This is a genomic window from Roseibium sediminicola, from assembly GCF_023156505.1.
GTDB classification, from domain to species: domain Bacteria; phylum Pseudomonadota; class Alphaproteobacteria; order Rhizobiales; family Stappiaceae; genus Roseibium; species Roseibium sediminicola.
Window position 1 is genome coordinate 53,923 of sequence record NZ_JALNMJ010000009.1, and the last position, 20,834, is coordinate 74,756.

At 62.5% G+C, this 20,834-nt stretch carries 22 protein-coding genes; 18 read left to right on the top strand and 4 right to left on the bottom strand.

Going from position 1 to position 20,834, the window contains the following annotated elements; genetic code table 11:
- Positions 1-132 precede the first annotated feature (132 nt).
- The 3 genes from ubiE to M0H32_RS14115 all read left to right on the top strand — a co-directional run bounded on the left by ubiE (position 133) and on the right by M0H32_RS14115 (position 3,628).
- Positions 133-882: a bifunctional demethylmenaquinone methyltransferase/2-methoxy-6-polyprenyl-1,4-benzoquinol methylase UbiE gene (gene ubiE, locus M0H32_RS14105; protein WP_248155370.1), complete on the top strand. Its 750-nt coding sequence runs from the start codon at positions 133-135 to the stop codon at positions 880-882.
- 3 nt (positions 883-885) lie between these two features.
- Positions 886-2,466, top strand: coding sequence for a 2-polyprenylphenol 6-hydroxylase (ubiB, locus tag M0H32_RS14110; protein WP_248155039.1), 1,581 nt, complete (start codon positions 886-888; stop codon positions 2,464-2,466).
- A gap of 199 nt (positions 2,467-2,665) precedes the next feature.
- On the top strand, positions 2,666-3,628 hold the full coding sequence (locus M0H32_RS14115) for a substrate-binding domain-containing protein (RefSeq protein WP_248155041.1): 963 nt from the start codon (positions 2,666-2,668) through the stop codon (positions 3,626-3,628).
- Between the two features lie 19 nt (positions 3,629-3,647).
- Here the strand turns inward: M0H32_RS14115 and M0H32_RS14120 are convergent, their stop codons facing one another.
- The gene (locus M0H32_RS14120) at positions 3,648-4,280 is read right to left on the bottom strand and encodes a GntR family transcriptional regulator (RefSeq protein WP_248155043.1); all 633 of its coding nucleotides are present in this window, start codon (positions 4,278-4,280) and stop codon (positions 3,648-3,650) included.
- Positions 4,281-4,630: 350 nt separating this feature from the next.
- Between M0H32_RS14120 and M0H32_RS14125 the strand changes: the two genes are divergently transcribed.
- On the top strand, positions 4,631-5,101 hold the full coding sequence (locus M0H32_RS14125; protein ID WP_248155045.1) for an OsmC family protein: 471 nt from the start codon (positions 4,631-4,633) through the stop codon (positions 5,099-5,101).
- On the opposite strand, the gene M0H32_RS14130 is transcribed toward M0H32_RS14125, so the two are convergent.
- Both M0H32_RS14130 and M0H32_RS14135 read right to left on the bottom strand, forming a co-directional pair.
- Positions 5,098-5,721 carry an alpha-ketoglutarate-dependent dioxygenase AlkB family protein gene (locus M0H32_RS14130; RefSeq protein WP_248155047.1) on the bottom strand — a complete coding sequence of 208 codons (624 nt, stop codon included), beginning with the start codon at positions 5,719-5,721 and terminating at the stop codon, positions 5,098-5,100. The two genes, M0H32_RS14125 and M0H32_RS14130, sit on opposite strands and share 4 nt — an antisense overlap.
- A 22-nt stretch (positions 5,722-5,743) precedes the next feature.
- Positions 5,744-6,601, bottom strand: a complete 858-nt coding sequence (locus tag M0H32_RS14135; RefSeq protein WP_248155049.1) for a glycine-rich domain-containing protein — start codon at positions 6,599-6,601, stop codon at positions 5,744-5,746.
- A gap of 361 nt (positions 6,602-6,962) precedes the next feature.
- Here M0H32_RS14135 and dnaK point away from each other — a divergent pair, with 361 nt between their 5' ends.
- The 7 genes from dnaK to hslU all read left to right on the top strand — a co-directional run bounded on the left by dnaK (position 6,963) and on the right by hslU (position 14,168).
- Complete coding sequence (gene dnaK / locus M0H32_RS14140; protein WP_248155051.1) at positions 6,963-8,888, top strand: molecular chaperone DnaK; 1,926 nt, start codon at positions 6,963-6,965, stop codon at positions 8,886-8,888.
- Positions 8,889-9,050: 162 nt separating this feature from the next.
- On the top strand, positions 9,051-10,181 hold the full coding sequence (gene dnaJ, locus M0H32_RS14145) for a molecular chaperone DnaJ (RefSeq protein WP_248155053.1): 1,131 nt from the start codon (positions 9,051-9,053) through the stop codon (positions 10,179-10,181).
- Positions 10,182-10,288: 107 nt separating this feature from the next.
- Positions 10,289-10,951 carry a class I SAM-dependent methyltransferase gene (locus tag M0H32_RS14150; protein WP_248155055.1) on the top strand — a complete coding sequence of 221 codons (663 nt, stop codon included), beginning with the start codon at positions 10,289-10,291 and terminating at the stop codon, positions 10,949-10,951.
- A 126-nt stretch (positions 10,952-11,077) separates the two neighbouring features.
- Positions 11,078-11,653, top strand: coding sequence for an NADPH-dependent FMN reductase (locus tag M0H32_RS14155; protein ID WP_248155057.1), 576 nt, complete (start codon positions 11,078-11,080; stop codon positions 11,651-11,653).
- A gap of 121 nt (positions 11,654-11,774) precedes the next feature.
- Positions 11,775-12,335: an ATP-dependent protease subunit HslV gene (hslV, locus tag M0H32_RS14160; RefSeq protein WP_248155059.1), complete on the top strand. Its 561-nt coding sequence runs from the start codon at positions 11,775-11,777 to the stop codon at positions 12,333-12,335.
- 6 nt (positions 12,336-12,341) lie between these two features.
- Positions 12,342-12,860: a GNAT family N-acetyltransferase gene (locus M0H32_RS14165; RefSeq protein WP_248155061.1), complete on the top strand. Its 519-nt coding sequence runs from the start codon at positions 12,342-12,344 to the stop codon at positions 12,858-12,860.
- A 3-nt stretch (positions 12,861-12,863) separates the two neighbouring features.
- A complete protein-coding gene (gene hslU, locus M0H32_RS14170) occupies positions 12,864-14,168 on the top strand; it encodes an ATP-dependent protease ATPase subunit HslU (protein WP_248155063.1) in 1,305 nt (434 codons plus the stop codon).
- A 16-nt stretch (positions 14,169-14,184) separates the two neighbouring features.
- Here the strand turns inward: hslU and M0H32_RS14175 are convergent, their stop codons facing one another.
- Positions 14,185-14,952: a GGDEF domain-containing protein gene (locus tag M0H32_RS14175; protein WP_248155065.1), complete on the bottom strand. Its 768-nt coding sequence runs from the start codon at positions 14,950-14,952 to the stop codon at positions 14,185-14,187.
- Between the two features lie 135 nt (positions 14,953-15,087).
- Between M0H32_RS14175 and M0H32_RS14180 the strand changes: the two genes are divergently transcribed.
- The 7 genes from M0H32_RS14180 (at position 15,088) to miaB (ending at position 20,818) form a co-directional block, all read left to right on the top strand.
- Positions 15,088-15,582, top strand: coding sequence for a universal stress protein (locus M0H32_RS14180; RefSeq protein ID WP_248155067.1), 495 nt, complete (start codon positions 15,088-15,090; stop codon positions 15,580-15,582).
- 174 nt (positions 15,583-15,756) lie between these two features.
- Positions 15,757-16,314, top strand: coding sequence for a NifU family protein (locus tag M0H32_RS14185; protein ID WP_248155069.1), 558 nt, complete (start codon positions 15,757-15,759; stop codon positions 16,312-16,314).
- Positions 16,315-16,686: 372 nt separating this feature from the next.
- The gene (gene tsaB / locus M0H32_RS14190; RefSeq protein WP_248155372.1) at positions 16,687-17,364 is read left to right on the top strand and encodes a tRNA (adenosine(37)-N6)-threonylcarbamoyltransferase complex dimerization subunit type 1 TsaB; all 678 of its coding nucleotides are present in this window, start codon (positions 16,687-16,689) and stop codon (positions 17,362-17,364) included.
- A complete protein-coding gene (gene rimI, locus M0H32_RS14195; protein WP_248155071.1) occupies positions 17,361-17,849 on the top strand; it encodes a ribosomal protein S18-alanine N-acetyltransferase in 489 nt (162 codons plus the stop codon). Before tsaB ends, rimI begins: the two co-directional genes overlap by 4 nt.
- 42 nt (positions 17,850-17,891) lie before the next feature.
- Positions 17,892-18,341: a Fur family transcriptional regulator gene (locus M0H32_RS14200; RefSeq protein ID WP_248155073.1), complete on the top strand. Its 450-nt coding sequence runs from the start codon at positions 17,892-17,894 to the stop codon at positions 18,339-18,341.
- Positions 18,334-19,200 (top strand): lyso-ornithine lipid O-acyltransferase, encoded by an 867-nt coding sequence (gene olsA, locus M0H32_RS14205; RefSeq protein ID WP_248155075.1) that lies wholly within the window; start codon positions 18,334-18,336, stop codon positions 19,198-19,200. The genes M0H32_RS14200 and olsA overlap by 8 nt, the downstream gene beginning before the upstream one ends.
- A 139-nt stretch (positions 19,201-19,339) precedes the next feature.
- Positions 19,340-20,818 (top strand): tRNA (N6-isopentenyl adenosine(37)-C2)-methylthiotransferase MiaB, encoded by a 1,479-nt coding sequence (gene miaB / locus M0H32_RS14210; RefSeq protein ID WP_248155077.1) that lies wholly within the window; start codon positions 19,340-19,342, stop codon positions 20,816-20,818.
- Positions 20,819-20,834 lie beyond the last annotated feature (16 nt).

The following is a 20,834-nucleotide window of genomic DNA, read 5'->3' on the forward strand; positions in this document are numbered from 1 at the left end:
TCCGGCCACTTTGCAGACAGATATTATTGACGATCCGCTTCGCTCGCGCGTGAGCAAGCAGATCCTGGAGGCGTATTCATGACCCAGCAGACGCAGGGCCAAACAGGCAAGGGCAGCCGGGCACCGGAAGACATGCCGACGAGCTTCGGCTTCACCAAGGTCGCCGAAGGTCGCAAGCAGGCTCTGGTGGATGATGTCTTCCACAAGGTCGCCGAACGCTATGACCTGATGAACGACATGATGTCCGGCGGTTTCCACCGGGTCTGGAAAGACGCCATGGTGTCCTTTCTGGCGCCACCCAAGTCGGCCGTCTCCGGCTGGCGGCTGCTGGATGTCGCAGGTGGCACCGGCGACATTGCCACGCGGGTGGTCGAGCGCTCCGGAAAGGCCGTGAAGGCGACAGTCTGCGACATCAACGAATCCATGCTCCAGGTTGGCCGCGACCGCGCCGAGAAGGCGGGTCTTTCCGACCTGATCACCTTTTCTCAAGGCAATGCCGAAGAACTGCCCTTCGCGGACAAAAGCTTCGACGCCTACACGATCGCCTTCGGCATCCGCAACGTGCCGGATATCCCGAAGGCGCTGCGCGAGGCGCGCCGGGTGCTGAAACGCGGCGGCCGCTTCCTGTGCCTGGAATTTTCCGACGTGGATGTTCCGGTGCTGGACAAGGTCTATGACGCGTTCTCCTTCAACGCGATCCCGAAAATGGGCCAATGGGTGACCGGCGACGGCGATCCTTACCAGTATCTGGTGGAATCGATCCGCAAGTTTCCGAACCAGGAGCGTTTCGCCGACATGATCCGCGAAGCCGGCTTCGAGCGGGTGGGTTTCCGCAATTATTCCGGAGGCATCGCCGCCCTTCATCACGGCTGGAAATTCTGATCGATGGCGCTTCCGGTAATGCCTTTCCTCCGCCTGATGCGGGCGGGCTTCGTGATGGCGCGCGAAGGCGTGTTCGGCCTGGTGCATCTGCCGGATCTTCCGGCCGCGCCGCGCCTGGGCATCGCCATGGCACGCCTTTTGGAGCGGCGAGCCGTGCGTAACAAGAGTGCGGACCTGCGCCTGTCGGACGCGCTCAACAAGCTCGGTCCGTCATACGTCAAGCTCGGCCAGTTCCTGGCGACACGCGCGGATGTGGTCGGCAAGGACGCCGCGCGCGAACTCTCCGCCCTTCAGGATCGTCTGCCCGCCTTCGACCATGAAGCTGCCCGGGCAACGATTGCCGATCAGCTGGGCAAGCCCGTCGACGAGGTGTTTGTAGACTTCGGCGAAGCCGTGGCGGCGGCCTCGATTGCCCAGGTGCATCCTGCGATCATCCGCGACAAGGACGGCTTTGAACAGAAAGTGGCCGTGAAGGTACTGCGCCCCGGCGTCTCGCGCAGGTTCCAGCGCGACCTTCAAAGCTATTACCTGGTCGCCCGCCTGGCCGAACGGTTTCATCCGCCGTCGCGGCGCCTGCGCCCGGTGGCCGTCGTCGACACGCTGGCCCAGTCCGTTGCCATGGAAATGGATTTCCGGCTTGAGGCGGCAGCGCTGTCCGAGATGGCTGAAAATACTGCCGAGGACCCGGGCTTCCGGGTGCCGGAGGTCGACTGGCTGCGCACCGCCAAGGGTGTGCTGACCATGGAATGGATCGACGGCCGCAAGATGTCCGATGTCGATGGCCTCAAGGAAGACGGGCACGATCTGGAGGCCCTTGGCGCGGCCGTGATCCAGAGTTTCCTTCGCCACACGCTGCGCGACGGCTTCTTTCATGCCGACATGCATCAGGGCAACCTTTTCGTCGAGCCGGACGGCACCCTGGTCGCTGTCGATTTCGGCATCATCGGCCGTCTCAACACCCGTGAACGCCGGTTCCTGGCCGAGATCCTGTTTGGCTTCATCACCCGCAACTACCGGCGGGTGGCCGAAGTCCATTTCGAGGCCGGCTACGTGCCGGCCAACCAGGACGTCGACATGTTCGCCCAGGCCATTCGGGCGATCGGCGAGCCGATCCACGGGCATGACGCCAGCGAAATCTCGATGGCGCGCCTGCTGACGCAGCTCTTCGAGGTCACCGAGCTGTTCGAAATGCGCACCCAGACCCAGCTGATCATGCTGCAAAAGACCATGGTCGTGGTCGAAGGGGTCGCCCGCTCGCTCAATCCGAACCTGGACATGTGGCGCACTGCCGAGCCGGTCGTCGGCAGCTGGATCAAGGACAATCTCGGACCCGCCGGCAAGCTGCGCGACGCCGGCGATGCCCTGAGCGCCCTGGCCAGGATCGCCAACGACCTGCCGTTTTTCGCTGACCGCATCGGCCGCATGTCGGAAGAGCTGGAACAGATGACCATGTCCGGTCTTCGTTTCGACGAGGCGACAGCCGAAGCAATCGGCAAGGCGGAGGCGCGCCACAGCCGGTCGGGCCGGGCGGCGCTCTGGGTGATCGCTCTCTGTGCAGTCGCCTCGGTCTATCTGCTCGCCTGATGGCTGCGACGGTGTCCGGCTTCGCGGCCGGGCGCATTGTATCAATTCAAATTATGGGTGTGTGGTTTTGGGGCGGTGACCTTAGGTTTCTGTGCCGCCCGACTTGATTTCTGTAAACTGACCCAACGTCATTCGCGCTGGGCAGTGGCAATCGCTTGAATTTTCTCAAGGTGTTTTTGTTCTTATGTTTTGCGATTCGATGAAGGGCCTCTGTCTGGCGCTGGTGCTTTTGCTTGTGGCGATGCCGGCGCATGCCAAGGGCAAACGGTTCGCCATCATTCCCCACAGTGTCACGGACGGCAATTTCATTGCCGCGTTCGAAGGGGTTAAGCAGGCGGCAGAAATCGGCGGGGACGAGGTTTTTTTTCTTGGCGCCCCGGACATTGCACATGCGCTTGGGCAGATCCAGGCCTTGCAGCAGGCGCTCGACCTCAACGTCGATGGCATCGGCTTTGCACCCCTGAATGCCGCCCCTGTGCTACAGAGCCCGGTATTCGAGGAACTGCGCCGGCGCGGCATTCCGCTTGTGCTGTTTGAATCGGACTTTCCCCAGGAACACCGGATCATGCGCGAGGGTTTTGTCGGCACCGACGGAGTTGAAATGGGCCGTGCGCTCGGCCGGCTTGCCAAACGCCTCCATCCCGGTGGCGGCGAAGTTCTCATCATTGCCGGTGAGGAAGGCCACGAAAGCATCAATCGCCGAATCCAGGGGGTCCGTCAGGCGCTGGGACTGCGTGCCGATACGAAAGGGGCGTCCCTGTGGCGGGAAAATGCGCGCTCGCCGCTTTATTCCGGCGGGGATTATGACCTGGCCCTGCAGCAGGTGAAGTTCGGCCTGGAAAACCCCGACGTCGACATCGTGATTGCCGCGGGCTGGTGGCCGCAAATGGCCAAGAACTACAAGCAGGTCATCAACCCGTTTCAGAAGCAGCTGGCCAGCGGCAAGAAGATCATCATCAGCGGCGATGCATCGAAGCTGCAGCTTGATTATCTCGCACTCGGCCTCTCGCAGGGCAACGTTGCCCAGAACTTTTTCGCCATGGGGCAGCAGGTCTACTGGTCGCTTGTGCGGTTGAGCCGGGGCGAACGCCTGGTTCAGGACACGTTCTTCACGCCGGTCAGGGTGCACATGGCCAGCTGCGGGGCAGTTGAGGCCTGCTGAACACCTGGCTGATAGAAGCCTAGTCTTCAGGACCGGCGGGCAGCGCGGCCAGCAGGGTCTGGCGGGCGTTCTCGATATGCCGTTGCAGCAACGCGGCGGCGGCATTCACGTCGCCGTTACGGCATGTCTCGACCAGCTCTTCATGGTCCTTGAGCCAGTCGCCGGTGCGCGAGGGCAAAATGCCGTAGCCGGAAATGTGGATCCGGCAGGTCCGCCTCAGTTCCTCGATCATCGCCAGTTGCCTCGGTCGTCGGGCCGGCAGGTAAAGCGCGCGGTGAAACGCCCAGTCGCCTTCCGCCCAGAGATCCCCCGTCGCATCGATGTTGGAATGCGCCAGCGCGCTGGCGATCCTCTTGAAATCGGCCGCTGACATGTTCGGGATCGCCTGTTTCAGGCAATCCGTCTCCAAGAGGACGCGCAGATCGAACACCTCGGCGATTTCGGCGGCCGACAGGCTGATGACGCGTGCCCGGCGGTTGGGTTCAAGCTCGATCAGCCCGCGCGATGCCAGAAGCTGCAGGGCGTCGCGCACCGGGATCCGGCTCACCGAAAACCGGCTGGCGATGTCGCCCTGTTTCAACTCCTCGCCCGGCCGGAAGGCACCGCCCAGAATGTCGGCTTCCAGCGCGGTCGCGATTTTGTCTGCGGACATGAGATCTCCTTATACCGACCTCAATAGATAGGAACCGATCTGACCGTGTTTGGGGTCTGTTCGGCAAGGAGCAGGTTGCAGGGCGATATGGTTTATCGTTCAAAACCTGGGACGCGGCTGAACAGACCCCAAACACGGCCTTCGGTGGCCTGCTCCGGCCCGCCGGTCAGCGTTGTGCCGCTTGAACGGCCAACCAGGCCGTCCTGCGCAACGCGCCTTGCCGGCCAAACCGGATCAGAGCCATCAGATCGGTTCCTATCTATTGAGGTTGGTATTAGCCCCCCGGCTATAGGCCTCTTGACAGGGCGATGCAATTGAAATGTATAAATGTATACATTTTGGAGAATACCATGACGACCCAACACAGCTACACATCGACGATCGCCTGGACCGGAAACCGCGGCGAGGGCACAAAAACCTATCGCGGCTATGACCGGACCTGGGAGATCCGCACCCCCGGCAAACCAACGGTTTCGTGCTCCAACGATCCGCTGCTTGGCGGCGATCCGGGCCTGCACAATCCGGAAGACCTGCTGCTCTCCTCCCTCGCGAGCTGCCACATGCTCTGGTACCTGCATCTGGCGAGCAGTGCCGGCATCACCGTCATTGCCTATGAAGACCAGCCGGAGGCTCTCGGCGAGACCGAGCGTTCCGGCGCCGGCCGGTTCCTGAGAGCGACCTTGAAGCCGGTGATCACCGTTCCCGCCGGCACCGATCTGGCGAAAGCCGACGCGATCCATCACGAGATCCACAAGGTCTGCTACATCGCCCGCTCGGTGAATTTTCCGGTGAGCTACGAGGCGAGGTATGTGGAGCGTTAATCCGCCGTCACCCGTCTCAGCGTCAGGTTGATCCGCCCGCCGTTCTTCAACAGCGTCGACGTGCCGGGCAGGATGCGGTCAATGCCGTGATAGGCGAGGCGGGCGTCGCCGCCGAGCACCACAACGTCGCCGGAGGCAAGCCGGAAGGATCTGGTCGGATCCTTGCGCGCGGTGCCGCCGACGCGGAAGGTGGCGGTGTCGCCGAGCGAGACGGAGATCACCGGCGCGGTGAACATGTCCTCATCGCGGTCCTGATGCAGCCCCATCCGGGCGCCCGGTTCATAGAAATTGATCAGGCAGGCTTGCGGCGGCGATGCCTCCGGGGCAAGCGCTGCCCACAGGCCGGTCAAGGCCTCCGGCATGGCCGGCCAGGGCCGTCCCGTGACGGGATGCGCCGGCTGATAGCGGTAGCCGTTGATGTCCGAGACCCAGCCGAGCGGGCCGCAATTGCTCATCTTCACCGAGAACGGCTTGCCCGTGCGCGGCATCACCGGTTGAAACAGCGGGGCCTCGGCAACGATCGCGCGGATTGTCTCCAGGAGATCTTCCTGGGCTTTGCGGTCGAAATACTCCGGCAGATAGGCAAGGCCGGTCTGGCCGTTGATGGGCGTCGTGTCCATAGCCGCCTTTTAGCCGAAACTGTCAGTCGCCACCACCGCAGCCGCCGCAACCCGAGCCGCCGCCGCCACTGTCGCTGCCGCAGCTGGAGTCGTTGCCGGAGGTGCTGCATCCGGAGGACCCTCGGCGAGATCTCCTGCCGCGCTTCCGGCCTGAGGACTTGCCGAAGAGCATTTGCAAAACAAACCCGATGACGAAGATGCTGAACACAAATTCGAACGTATGCTCGGAGGCCCAGTGCCAGATCATGTTCCGGGTTTTTTCAATGATCCCCTCGCCGGATGGGCTGCCATGGGCCAGCGCAATGCTGGTGCCTAGGACAAGACACACCAGCGTCAGCAACGCGCTCCAGGCTCTCGCAGGCGTATGTGCGATTTTCCGCGCGCCTGTCTTCAGAACGTCCGGCCAGCGCGGTTTGCGGATCAGCCAAACTTCTTGCGTGTTGATCCGCTGGAAATGGGGCGCCCGGCCGAAACGGATCTCCTCTGGCGGCCAGATGTCAGCCGGCGGCTCGCCGAACTCGATCCGGTAGAGATCGAGGGTTTTCGCATAGGTGCTTTTGAAGAGCGCGCCCTGGTCCGCGCCGCCCTTGGTCGGCATGTGATGCAGCGGGCCGCCGAGAGCCTCCCTGAACGGACCCCAATAGTGTTTGGTATAGGTCAGGTGAAGATGCCAGACCTGATCAACCTCGTCGCTTGGCGTGACCATGCCTTCCCCAAGCTGGCTCAGATAGGCAAACCGCTGGTATTCAAGGATGGCGCGCTGCGCAAAGTCTCCGGACCAGGCATTGTCGCGGGCAAGGCGTCTGGAAAAAGGCAGGTCGGCGGCGACGTCGTCCGGATGGCAGCCTCTGATCCTGTTCCAAAGCTTGGGATCTCTCATGGTCTATCTCTCAGTTCACGTTCGGGCCACTGTCGGGCGAATGGTGCGCGTTGCGGCAAAGCTATCCGGCAAGCCTTTAGGAAATGCGAAACGGGGCCTCGGGTCCCGGAGAGCGGATCAAAATGGCCGTTGACAGGTAACCATTTGCGAAGAACTTGCGTAGAAAAAGCCTGAAGAGGCCTTGTCGGCGGACAGATGTCTTGCAGGCAAAGTTTCATCCACCTATATAGCGGTCAAGCTTCGCGCCAAATCATGAGGGCAACCTCGGGCGCGATGTCCGGGCAGCTCCCGGAACCCAAGTGAGAGGAGCCGGACTGACGCCTTCATGGGTCCTTCCGGCTTGCTAGAAAGAGAGGCAGATATGGCAAAGGTCATTGGTATCGACCTCGGCACGACGAACTCGTGCGTCGCCGTCATGGACGGCAAAGATTCCAAGGTTATTGAAAACGCGGAAGGCGCCCGCACCACCCCTTCCATGGTGGCATTCTCCGATGACGGAGAGCGTCTTGTGGGCCAGCCGGCGAAACGCCAGGCGGTCACGAACCCGACCAACACCCTTTTCGCAGTCAAGCGCCTGATCGGCCGCCGGTTCGACGATCCGACCGTCGCGAAGGACCAGAAGCTGGTTCCGTTCGAAATCGTCAAGGCGGACAATGGCGATGCGTGGGTGGAAGCCAACGGCGAGAAATACTCTCCGTCGCAGGTCTCCGCGTTCATCCTTCAGAAGATGAAGGAAACCGCAGAGAGCTACCTCGGCGAAAAGGTGACCCAGGCGGTCATCACCGTTCCGGCCTACTTCAACGACGCTCAGCGTCAGGCCACCAAGGACGCCGGCAAGATCGCGGGCCTCGAAGTCCTGCGCATCATCAACGAGCCGACCGCAGCCGCGCTGGCCTACGGTCTCGACAAGAACGACGGCAAGACCATCGCGGTCTATGACCTTGGCGGCGGTACCTTCGACGTCTCCATCCTGGAAATCGGCGACGGTGTCTTCGAAGTGAAGTCCACCAACGGCGACACGTTCCTCGGCGGTGAAGACTTCGACATGGTCCTGGTCGACTATTTGGCGTCCGAGTTCAAGAAGGACCAGGGCATCGACCTGAAGAACGACAAGCTGGCTCTGCAGCGCCTGAAAGAGGCCGCTGAAAAGGCCAAGATCGAATTGTCGTCCTCTTCCCAGACCGAAATCAACCTGCCGTTCATCACGGCGGACGCTTCCGGTCCGAAGCACCTGACTTTAAAGCTGACCCGCGCGAAGTTTGAATCGCTGGTCGACGATCTGGTCAAGCGCACCATCGAGCCGATGAAGGCCGCTCTGAAGGATGCCGGTCTTGCGGCCGGTGAGATCGACGAAGTGGTTCTGGTCGGCGGCATGACCCGCATGCCGAAGATCCAGGAAACCGTGAACACCTTCTTCGGCAAGGAGCCGCACAAGGGTGTGAACCCGGACGAAGTCGTGGCCATGGGCGCCGCGATCCAGGCCGGCGTGCTGCAGGGCGACGTCAAGGACGTTCTGCTGCTCGACGTCACCCCGCTGTCGCTCGGCATCGAGACCCTCGGTGGTGTCTTCACCCGACTGATCGACCGCAACACCACGATCCCGACCAAGAAGGGCCAGGTGTTCTCGACCGCTGAAGACAATCAGACGGCCGTGACCATCCGCGTCTTCCAGGGCGAGCGTGAAATGGCTGCGGACAACAAGATCCTCGGCCAGTTCGACCTGGTCGGCCTGCCGCCCGCGCCGCGCGGCGTGCCGCAGATCGAGGTCACCTTCGACATCGACGCCAACGGCATCGTCAACGTGTCCGCCAAGGACAAGGGCACGGGCAAGGAACAGCAGATCCGCATCCAGGCCTCCGGCGGCCTCAGCGACAGCGACATCGACCAGATGATCAAGGACGCTGAATCCCACGCCGACGAGGACAAGAAGCGCAAGGAGCTGGTCGAGGCGAAGAACCAGGGCGAGTCTCTGGTGCATTCGACCGAGAAATCGCTCAAGGACTATGGCGACAAGGTCTCCGAAGACGACAAGTCCGCGATCGAAACCGCTCTGGAAACGCTGAAGGCCTCGCTGGAAGGCGAAGACCTGGAAGACATCAAGGCCAAGACCCAGGCCCTGGCGGAAGCCTCCATGAAACTGGGCGAAGCCATGTATCAGGCGGCCCAGGCCGATGCCGAAGCCGGCGGTGACGCCGGTGAAGAGGCCGAAGGCAAGAAGGCCGACGATGATGTCGTCGACGCGGATTTCGAGGAAGTCAAAGACGAAGACGACAAGAAGTCCGCATAAACCAACCAATCAGCCAGCCGGCTTCCGGCTGGCTGGTTCATTCCCGGCGCCGGTTGCTTGACTGCCTGATGACAAGGGCGCTTGTGCCCGGCGCCTTCGCCGTACTTGGCGCCGGTAATTGCCAGGCTGCCAGCGGTGCAACAACAAGACCGAGAGATCTTGATGTCGAAACGTGATTTCTACGAGGTGCTGGGTGTTTCGCGCGATGCGGACGAGAAAGTGCTGAAAAGCGCCTACCGCAAGATGGCCATGCAGTTTCACCCGGACCGCAATCCGGGCGACGAGGCCGCCGAAGCCAAGTTCAAGGAAGTCAACGAAGCCTATGACACGCTGAAGGACGGCCAGAAACGGGCCGCCTATGACCGGTTCGGTCACGCGGCGTTCGAAAACGGCGGTTTTGGCGGTGGCGGCGGCGCAGGCGCGCATGACTTTTCCTCCACCATGTCCGATATTTTCGAGGAATTTTTCGGCATGGGCGGCGGTGGGCGCCGCTCCGGTGGCCGCGAACGCGGCGCCGATCTACGCTACAATCTCGACATCACGCTGGAAGACGCCTTTGCCGGAAAGACGGTGGAGATCGAGGTGCCGACAAGCGTCACCTGCGACGACTGCACCGGGTCCGGCGCCAAGCCGGGCACCAGCCCGAGCACCTGCCGCACCTGCGGCGGCGCTGGCCGTGTGCGCGCGGCCCAGGGCTTCTTTACCCTGGAGCGCACCTGCCCGAGCTGTCAGGGCCGTGGCCAGGTGATCACGGACCCTTGCGAAAGCTGCGGCGGTTCCGGCCGCAAGACCCAGGAACGCACCCTGTCGGTCAATATTCCGGCCGGCATCGAAGACGGTACCCGGATCCGGCTGGCCGGTGAAGGCGAAGCCGGCGTGCGCGGCGGTCCAGCGGGCGATCTTTACATCTTCCTGTCGATCAAGCCGCATGACCTGTTCCAGCGCGACGGCGCGGATCTTTATTGCCGCGTGCCGATTTCCATGTCGACGGCGACGCTCGGTGGCCAGTTCGACGTTCCAACCGTTGAAGGCTCGACCAGCCGGGTCAAGGTTCCGGAAGGTACCCAGACCGGCAAACAGTTCCGCCTGCGCGGCAAGGGCATGCCGATCATGCGCTCCAGCCAGCACGGCGACATGTATATCCAGGTGACGGTGGAAACGCCGACCAACCTGACCCGCCGCCAGCGGGAACTCCTGGCCGAATTCGAAAAGGAATCCTCCGGCGAGAACCATCCCGCTTCGGCCGGGTTCTTCTCGAAGGTCAAGGATTTCATCGACAATCTCGGAGCTTGAGGCGCATTGCATGTTTTGACAGGGCAAAAGCGCGCAATTTGTGCGCATGCCCATAGCATCTTATTGCAATCACTCTTATATTCGCTTCGTGGGGTGAGTGAGGAAAGATGCTGAAGCGCAATTCAAGCCGTCGGGATGCTCTCTGGGAGAAATTCGAAAAAGCCAATGCCGTCAGGGCGAAGGTTCTGGATGAAGTGAAATTCATCCGCAACTGGGCGCAGAACCCGCTCAGGACCGGGGCGGTCACACCGTCCGGACCGGAGCTGGCGGCGAAGATGGCCTCTTACCTGGCGCCGCGTCCGAATGCTTCTGTGGTGGAGCTGGGCCCGGGAACCGGGGTGGTGACCAAGGCACTGTTTGACCGCGGCTACGCCCATTCGCAGCTGACCCTCATCGAGTATTGTCCGGATTTCTGCGAACTTCTGACGCGTCGCTACCCGGCATTGAATGTGGTGCGGGGCGACGCTTACGCATTGCGCGGCACGCTGGCTGCCGCGAACCGGCTTCCCGAAGGCAAAGCGGACGGACTTCATTCGCTGGACGGTATCGTGTCGTCGCTGCCGCTTCTGACCCGGCCCGAGCCTGCCCGCAAGGCACTCCTGGCCGAAGCCCTCGAGCTGTTGAAGCCGGGCGCCCCATTCATCCAGTTTTCCTATGGTCTCGTTGCCCCGGTCAAACCGGACGGCAGAGGGGTTTCGGTCTACAGCTCCGAATGGGTCTGGAAGAACCTGCCGCCGGCCAGGGTCTGGGTCTACCGCAAGGGCCATTAGGCGCGCCATCAAGACGGTTTAGGAACGCCCTCCAATTTTCATCGAAACGCTCTACATTGACCGGAGTCGCTGTGCCGCGGTCGGAGCGGTGCGTGATACCGAACCAACGGTCAAGGGAACCTGTTGATGCGCAACCCGAAAATCCTCGTCTGTTCCGGTTCCAGCCGGGGCGGGTCCTACAATGGCAAGCTGGCGTCGCTCGCCGCGAAGAAGCTGGCGATCCTGGATGCGGAGGTGACGCATCTGTCCTTGAAGGACTACGCGCTGCCGATCTATGACGGCGACCTGGAAACGAACAGCGGTGTGCCGGACAACGCCAGGAAGCTGCATCGGCACTTTCAGGGCCAGGACGGCATCTTCCTGGCCTGCCCGGAATACAATGCCGGCATCACGCCGCTCCTGAAAAACACCCTCGACTGGATCAGCCGGGTGAAGGAGCCGGGCGAGGCCTACAAGAACAAGGTGTTTGCGATCGGCGCGGCTTCTCCGGGTGCTTTCGGCGGCATGCGCGGACTGATCGGCATGCGCACGATTCTGGAAGTTGGTCTCGGTGCGATGGTGCTGCCGCAGATGGTGTCGGTCGCCAAGGCCGCCAGCGCCTTTGACGAGCGCGGCGCGCTGACCGATGAGCGGGCCGATGGTCAGCTCGACCGGCTGGTGGACGCCCTGTTGCGCGCCACCCGGATCGAAATGTCCCACTGAGAAGTGCCGGGACCTGGCCTCAAAGCCCGGTTCTCACGGCCTGCGGTCCGATGACCGCTTGGAAATGCCGCGATTGCCGCCTACATAGGGCGGCAGCAAGGAAAGACCTTAAGAGGATTGCATGAGCGATACGCGCGAACCGGCCCAGTGGCACGGGACGACGATCATGATGGTGCGCAAGGGCGGCAAGGTGGTGATCGCCGGCGACGGCCAGGTGTCCCTCGGCCAGACCGTGATCAAACACTCCGCCCGCAAGGTGCGGCTGCTGGCCAAGGGCGAGGTCATTGCCGGTTTTGCCGGCGCAACCGCCGACGCCTTCACCCTGTTTGAACGCCTGGAAGCCAAGCTGGAACAATATCCGGGCCAGCTGATGCGCGCCTGTGTGGAACTGGCCAAGGACTGGCGCACGGACCGGTACCTGCGCCGTCTGGAAGCAATGATGCTGGTCGCCGACAAGAATGTCTCCCTGGTGCTGACCGGCACCGGTGACGTTCTGGAACCGGAAGGCGGCGTCATGGGCATCGGCTCGGGCGGCAACTATGCGCTGGCCGCGGGCCGAGCGCTCGCCGACACGGATTTCGACGCCGAGACCATTGCCCGCAAGGCCATGGCGGTGGCCGCGGAAATCTGCGTCTACACCAATTCCAGCGTGACCGTGGAATCGCTGGACACGGCCGAGTGACCGGCCATGGTTTCCTTTCGCCCCGTCACCTCTGACGATCTGCCGCTTCTGGCGGACTGGATGGCGCGCCCGCATTGGCGCGCCTGGTGGGGTGAGCCGGAGACCGAGCTGGGCTACATCCGCGACATGCTCGAAGGGCGCGACACGACCAAGCCCTTCATCTTTCAAGTCGATGGCAGCGACTCTGGCTATATTCAGGTCTGGTATGTGAAGGACCAGCAAGGCCCCGAGGTCGTCACGGACTATCCCTGGGTGGTCCTGCTGCCGAAGGACGCGGTCGGCGTCGATCTGTCGATTGCCGATGGCAAAGAGCTGTCGCGGGGACTTGGAACAAAGGTATTGCAGGCATTTGTCCGCAAATTGCAGCAGGATGGCCACCATCGGATCCTCATCGATCCCGATCCGGCCAACCTGCGCGCCGTGAAGGCCTATAGGAAGGCCGGGTTCAGGGAGATCAAGGACCTCCTGGGCCGCACCGGCGACAGCCTGCTGATGGAACACACAGTGACGGAAGGTACGTCTTAAAACATGTCCGATTTTTCTCCGCGCGAAATCGTTTCAGAACTCGACCGCTACATTGTCGGTCAGAAGGATGCCAAGCGGGCGGTCGCGATCGCGCTCCGCAACCGCTGGCGCCGTCAGCAACTTCAGGGCCAGATGCGCGAGGAGGTTCTGCCCAAGAACATCCTGATGATCGGCCCGACCGGTGTCGGCAAGACCGAAATTTCCCGCCGCCTGGCCAAACTGGCCAACGCGCCGTTCACCAAGGTGGAAGCGACAAAGTTCACCGAGGTCGGTTATGTCGGCCGCGACGTTGAACAGATTGTCCGCGATCTTGTGGAAGCCGGCATCACGCTGGTGCGCGACCAGAAGCGCGAGGCGGTCAAGGCCAAGGCGCATGTGCTCGCCGAGGAACGCGTACTCGACGCGCTGGTCGGCAAGAATGCCAGCCCGGCAACCCGCGACAGTTTCCGCGCCAAGCTGCGCAACGGCGAGATGAACGACAAGGAAATCGAGGTCGAGGTCCGTGCCCAGGCCCAGATGCCGAGCTTCGACCTGCCGGGCATGCCTGGCGCCAGCGTCGGTGTGATGAATGTCTCCGACCTGCTCGGCAAGGCCTTCGGCGGCCAGACCAAGACCAAGCGGACCACGGTCAGCGAGAGTTATGAACTGCTCATCAACGAGGAATCGGACAAGCTGCTCGACGACGACAAGGTCGTCGAGGAGGCGATTTCCCTGGTCGAGAATTCCGGCATCGTCTTCCTGGACGAGATCGACAAGATCTGTGCCCGCGAAGGCCGGGCCGGCGCCGATGTCTCCCGCGAGGGTGTCCAGCGCGACCTGCTGCCGCTGATCGAGGGCACGGTCGTCTCCACCAAGCACGGACCGGTCAAGACCGACCACATCCTGTTCATCGCCTCCGGCGCGTTCCATGTCGCCAAGCCGTCCGACCTCCTGCCGGAACTGCAGGGCCGCCTGCCGATCCGCGTTGAGCTCCGGGCGCTCAACAAGGAGGATTTCCAGGCGATCCTGACCGAGCCGGAAGCCAGCCTCATCAAGCAGTATGTGGCCCTGATGGAAACGGAACAGGTGACGCTGAAATTTACCGAGGACGCGATTGAAGAAATTGCGTCGGTCGCGGTCGATCTCAACGCGTCGGTGGAGAATATCGGCGCCCGGCGCCTGCAGACCGTGATGGAGCGCATCCTCGATGAGATTTCCTTCACCGCGCCGGACCGGGCCGGGGAGGAGGTCGAGATCAGCGCCGACTTCGTCCGCGAGAACATCGGCGATCTCGCCAAGAACGTCGACCTGTCGAAGTTCATTCTCTAAGCAACAAAGTCCGCCTTCAAGCCGACTTGGAGGCGGGTCGGGCGAAATCCAGTTTGACGCAATCGCGGCCGCTGTGTTTCGCCGCATAGAGCTGTTCGTCCGCCTTCCGGTACAAATCCCGGAACGTCGGGCAGTCGTCGAAGATCACACCGCCGATGCTGATGGTGAGCCGGCGGGGCGAACCGCCGGGTGCGAAGGCAACCTCGCGCACGGACTGGCGCATGCGTTCGGCAATGGCGGCGGCGCCCTCGGCGGTCTTCGCGGGCAGAAAAACGCCAAACTCCTCGCCGCCCAGCCGTCCGGCGAGATCGGGCGGCTGCAGGCCGGCGCAAATGGCATCCGCGATTTGCTTTAACGCCTCATCGCCGATGTCATGGCCGAAATGGTCGTTGATTGTCTTGAAATGATCGACGTCGATCACGAGCAGCGCATCAGTGGACCGGTTGGCGCTTGACGCCATCCGCTGGATGTAGCCCTCGACAACTTCCGTAAAGGCGCGCCGGTTGAGCAGCGACGTCAGGCTGTCCGTCGCAGCCAGGTGGGCAAGCTCATGATGGGCAATCGACAATTGCCGCATCTTGTTCAAAAGCAGATAGAAAAAGAACGGGGCCAGCAACAGCGGAATGATGATGTTGTTGTGCGGGTCGCGGCCCCAGCGCCAGGTCCAGGTTTCGAAGGAAAAACTGTCGACGACAAAGGCGACCGCGATACAGACCGCGGTACCCAGCACCGTCAGGACGTAGACCCGCGCCCGCCCTCTTGCCGACCAGTCGAGATTGCGCATGCTCAAGTGTCCGCCGCGCCGCTTAATGCCGTCTTAAATCTACCACAGAACCGTGCGGATCGGGGCATGGCCGCAATGTCATGAGCGACAAATTCGCGGCTTGCGGAGCACGCGCACCGGTGGCAGCATGCGGCCATGGTAGCCATACGAAAAAGCAACGAGGAAGGCCACCGCCGGAAATTTCTGGTCGTGGTCGACGAAACGCCCGAATGCGACCGGGCGATCGTCTATGCCGCCAAACGCGCGGCGCGCACCGGCGGCGTGGTCACACTGGTCTTCATCATCGCCCCCGGCGACTTTCAGCACTGGTTGGGGGTTGAGGACATCATGCGGGCCGAGGCCATGGAAGAGGCCGAATCCGCGCTGGCCAAGGCGACCGAGCGCGTCCGCTCCGTGGCGCGCACAGAGCCGGAAACCGTGGTCCGCGAAGGCGCGAAGGCCGAGGAAATCATGGACCTGATCGAGGCCGACGCCGACATTGCCATTCTGATTCTGGCGGCGAGCACCGGGTCTGAAGGCCCCGGGCCGTTGGTCTCCTCCTTCGCCGGCAAATCCGCGGGAACGTTTCCGATCCCGGTCACCATCGTGCCGGGCAATCTGGACGATGACAGCATCGCGGCCCTGGCCTGATCTTGAGAGCGTGCGGGGCAGCGCTTGACCGGCAGCGATCCGTACCTATCTAGTTTTTAACGGTTCCAAACTGTTGTGGGATGGGGTAGAAGAACCCATCGGTGTTTTGCGATTTGTGGAGAGGCGCGAAACACGGGCGGCACTTGGGCGCGAAAAAGCGCAAGGACAAAAGAAATGTTTATTCAGACGGAAGCCACGCCGAACCCGGCGACGCTGAAATTCCTGCCGGGCCGCGTGGTCCTGCCGGAAGGCACCTATGATTTCCGTTCCAGGGCGGATGCCGGCGTCTCGCCGCTCGCTGAAAAACTGTTCGACGTTCCCGGCGTCGTCGCCGTGTTCTTCGGCCATGACTTCGTCACGGTGACCAAGGACGACACCGACTGGCAGCACATGAAGCCGGCCATTCTCGGTGTCATCATGGAGCAGTTCATGTCGGGCCAGCCAGTCATGTCGGCCGGCCAGTCCGAAGACATCGAAGAAGGCGAATTCTTCGAAACGGGCGACCAGGAAACCGTCAACACCATCAAGGAACTGCTGGAGACCCGGGTCCGTCCGGCCGTCGCCCAGGATGGCGGCGACATCACCTTCAAGGGTTTCAAGGAAGGCGTGGTTTATCTCTCCATGCGCGGCGCCTGCGCCGGCTGCCCGTCTTCCACGGCCACGCTCCAGCACGGCATCCAGAACCTGCTGCGCCACTTCGTTCCGGAAGTGGAAGAAGTCCGCCCGATCTGACGCTGCAACTCCCAGAAGGAATTCAAGGCCCGGTCTCGTTGCCGGGCCTTCACTTTTATGGCCTCTCGGGCCGTCATCCCGGACGGAGCACAGCGAAGATCCGGGATCGGTGAGCCTGGGACTGTCCAAGGAAAAGCGCTCAAAACGTCAACGGCTTCCGGGCTCCCCGATCCCGGCTCGCGCTTCGCTTGGCCGGGATGACGACGGTCGATTTGCTATAGTGGACGCATTGATCCGGGCCTTTAATATTTCCGACCCCCATTCCCTGTGGAACGCAAGCCCCCCTTTGGACTTAGGTCCAAAGCCCCGCTCGACTCGTGGCCCACGCCGGGTTAGTGGCAAGGAGACGAAAACCCCGTGAGCCGAACCCGAATGCGCGTCCTAGCCATCGACACCTCCCTTGCCAATTGTGCTGCTGCCGTCCTGGACGACAGTGTGGCGACCGCCTGTTTCGAGGCCTGCGGCGAGGAGATCGGCCGGGGGCATGCCGAGCGGCTGATGGACATGATCGGCGAAGTCATGGCCGAAAGCTCGACCGCTTTTTCTGAACTCGACCGGGTCGCGGTCACCGTCGGGCCGGGCAGTTTCACCGGCCTGAGGGTCGGCCTCTCGGTCGCGCGCGGCTTCGGCCTCGTGCTGGGCAAACCCGTTGTCGGCGTGACCACACTCGCGGCGATTGCGCGGTCCGCCGCGCCCAGGGACGGCGGTGCGCCGCTACTTGTCGCACTGCCGGGCAAGGGCGACGAAGTCTATTGCCAGCAATTTGATGCCGCCGGAACTCCGGACGGCGAGGCGGGCGTGCGCACGCTCGCCGAGCTTGCGGCGAGCCTGCCGGACACAATAAGATTGGCGGGAGCGGCATCGGAAAAAGTGGCAAGGGAATGTGGTCTTGCCGAGGACCGGATCTTGTCCCGCAGCGGCTTTCCCTTTATCCGGGATGTCGCGGAGCTCGGGATCACCGCCGATCCGGCCAGGTCTTCCCCGTCGCCGCTCTATCTGCGGCCGCCCGATGCGACGCCGCAGACCAAGGGAAGGATTGAACGGCAATGAGTTTTTGGTGGTTCTGGACCCAGCCGCCGGTGATAGAAGAGGCGCTGGACGAGGATCTGCCGAAGATTGCCGAAATCCACGATCTGTCCTTCAAGCACAACTGGAACATCGAGGAATTCGCGCGCATGAAGGCGCAGGACGGCACCACCATTTTGGTGGCGCGCCGGTCCAGCCCCTATGGCACGCGCGCCCCGCTCGGCTTCCTGGTTGTCCGGACCGTGGCGGACGAAGCCGAGGTGATCACCATCGCCGTCCACCCGCGCCAGCGCGGCCGGGGGATCGGCAAGAAACTGATGGAAGCCGCCCTGTTCCGCCTCTACGGCGAGCGCTGTCAGTCCCTGTTCCTGGAAGTCGACGCGGCCAATGAATCGGCCTTGCTGCTCTATCGCGGCCTGGGCTTTCGGGAAGTCGGCAAGCGCAAGGGCTATTACGGCGACAGTGGAGGAGACGGCACGGCGCTTGTCATGCGCATCGATCTTCGTTAAGCGCATAGCGACAACGGAAACCTGAGACCGGACGGCATTGCGATGGCGGTAGAGAAGCAATCGGCACTTGCGGATATGTGCATCGAAAAAGGCATGCGCATGACCGAACAGCGCCGGGTCATTGCCTCCGTCATCGAGGCAGCCTCCGAGGAACATCCGGATGTGGAGGAACTCTACCGCCGCGCCGTCGCCATCGATCCGGGCATTTCCATTTCCACGGTCTATCGAACGGTCAAGCTGTTCGAGGACGCGGGCATGATCGAGCGGCACGATTTTCGCGACGGCCGTTCGCGTTACGAGACCGTTCCGGACGAGCATCACGATCACCTCATCGATCTCAGATCGGGCCAGGTGATCGAGTTCCGCAACGAGGAGATCGAGGCCCTCCAGGAATTCATCGCGCGCAAACTCGGCTACAAGCTGGTCGACCATAGGCTCGAGCTTTATGGAGTGCCCCTGGACCCGGCGAAGGACGAGAAGGGCGATGGCTAACCTCAAGGCCGGAGTGCTGATTTTTGTCCTGACGCTGGTCTCGCTGGTGCTGATCCCGCTGCAATGGATCGCGGTCAAGCTGAAGCTTCCCGTCCAGAGACATCTGCCGCAGCTCTGGCACCGCATCGCCACGCGGCTTGTCGGCATCAAGATCAGCCAGATCGGCACGCCGGCTGTCGATCGTCCTCTGCTGATCGCCGCCAACCATGCCTCCTGGGTCGATATCACGGTGGTCGGGTCGCTGTTGCCGCTGTCCTTCATCGCCAAGTCGGAAGTGTCCGGCTGGCCGGTGTTCGGCCTTTTCGCAAAGCTGCAGCGGACGGTGTTCGTCAATCGCACCAGACGTACGGAAACCGCCCAGGTGGCCGATGCGATTGCGGAGCGCATGGCGGTGGGCGATGCCATGGTGCTGTTCGCCGAAGGCACATCAAATGACGGCAATTGCGTGCTGCCGTTCCGCTCCGCGCTTCTGGGCGCGGCAACCCGCGCCGTCGGCACGGAAGACACCAGGAATGTCTGGGTCCAGCCGCTGTCGGTGGCCTATCAGGGGTTTTACGGCCTGCCGATGGGCCGCGCGCACCGGCCGCATGTCGCCTGGTACGGCGACATGGAGCTGGCGGGCCATCTTTGGGGCATCTTCAGCCGTGGAGCGCTCGATGTCATTGTGCGCTGGGGCGAACCCGTTCTGGTCGACAGGGAAACCGATCGCAAGGCCCTGACGCGCCAGCTCGAAGCCGATGTGCGCGCCATGACGATCGCTTCGCTGATGCAAAAGACCGTCGAAAGCCAAGAAACCGGCGATCTGGAGCCGTTCGACTTCTTCTCAAACGCGGAAAAAACCGCTAAAGCTGGCGCCTGAATTTTTCAAGGTGCCGGCCGCCGGACCCAAGGAGACGGTCCCGAAGAGACGGTACAAGGGCGACTGGCGGACAAGACGCGTTCCGCGCCGCGCACCCGAACCCAAGACATGCGGGCCGAAATACGGCCACGAGGAGCGAATGACAAGCCGCCCGAACAAGGACCAACAGACGTCCCCATCCGTCGACACCGCAGGCGAGCCGAAAGCTGCGAAAGGAAACCTGCGCAAGGTTTTCGTGCGCACCTATGGCTGCCAGATGAATGTCTATGACAGCGAGCGCATGACCGATGTGCTGGCGCCGGAGGGCTTCGAGGCGACCGAAGATCTCAATGATGCCGATCTGGTCATTCTCAATACCTGCCACATCCGGGAAAAGGCGGCGGAAAAGGTCTATTCCGAGCTCGGCCGGATCCGCAAGGTCAAGGAAGAGCGCGCGAAATCGGGCAAGGACATGATGGTTGGCGTTGCCGGCTGCGTCGCCCAGGCCGAGGGCGAGGAGATTTCCCGCCGCGCGCCGATCGTCGACCTGGTCGTCGGACCGCAGAGCTATCACCAGCTGCCGGGGCTTCTGGAAAAGGCGCGCCAGGGCAAGAAGGTCGTCGAAACCGAATTCGACATCGACGCCAAATTCAACCACCTGTCGGGCCAGGCGGAAAAACCTGTCCTGAAGCGGGCGCCGTCCGCCTTTCTGACCGTGCAGGAAGGCTGCGACAAGTTTTGCACCTTCTGCGTGGTGCCTTATACCCGCGGCGCGGAGGTGTCCCGGTCCGTCCAGCAGATCGTCGAGGAAGCGGAGCGCATGGCGTCGGCCGGTGTGCGCGAAGTCACGCTGCTCGGCCAGAACGTCAATGCTTATCACGGCGAGGCAGCCGACGGTGCGACCTGGGGTCTTGGCCGGCTGTTGCGCCGTCTTGCCGAGATCGACGGGCTCGACCGGCTGCGCTACACCACCAGCCATCCGCGCGACATGGATGACGACCTGATCGCTGCCCATGCGGAGCTGAAGAGTCTGATGCCCTATCTGCATCTGCCGGTGCAGTCTGGCTCAGACAAGATCCTGAAGGCCATGAACCGCCGCCACACGCGCGAAGACTATTTCCGCCTGCTCGACCGCATTCGCGCAGCCGCACCCGATATCGCACTGTCCGGCGATTTCATCGTCGGTTTCCCGGGCGAGACAGAGCAGGACTTCGAGGACACGATGGATCTGATCCGCCGGGTGGAATACGGCTCGGCCTTTTCCTTCAAATACAGCCAGCGTCCGGGCACGCCGGGCGCGACCATGGACGATCAGGTGCCCGAGGACGTCAAGTCGGCCCGTCTTGCCGAGCTTCAGGCGCTGATCAGCGATCAGCAGAAGGCGTTCAACGCCTCGCGCCGCGGCATGATCTGCGATGTGCTTCTGGAAAAGACCGGCCGCAATCCGGGTCAGCTGGTCGGAAAATCTCCGTGGTTGCAGCCGGTTCAGCTGGACGCGCAGGAAAATCTGATCGGCAGCATACAAGCGGTGGAAATCGTTGACATCGGGTCCAATTCGCTGTTCGGACGGCTGATTGCGGGGCAAGATACTTTCGACACGGCCGGAGCCGCGGCGGCTCCTGCAAGCCAGGCCGGTTGAGTACAGGAGACGTCAT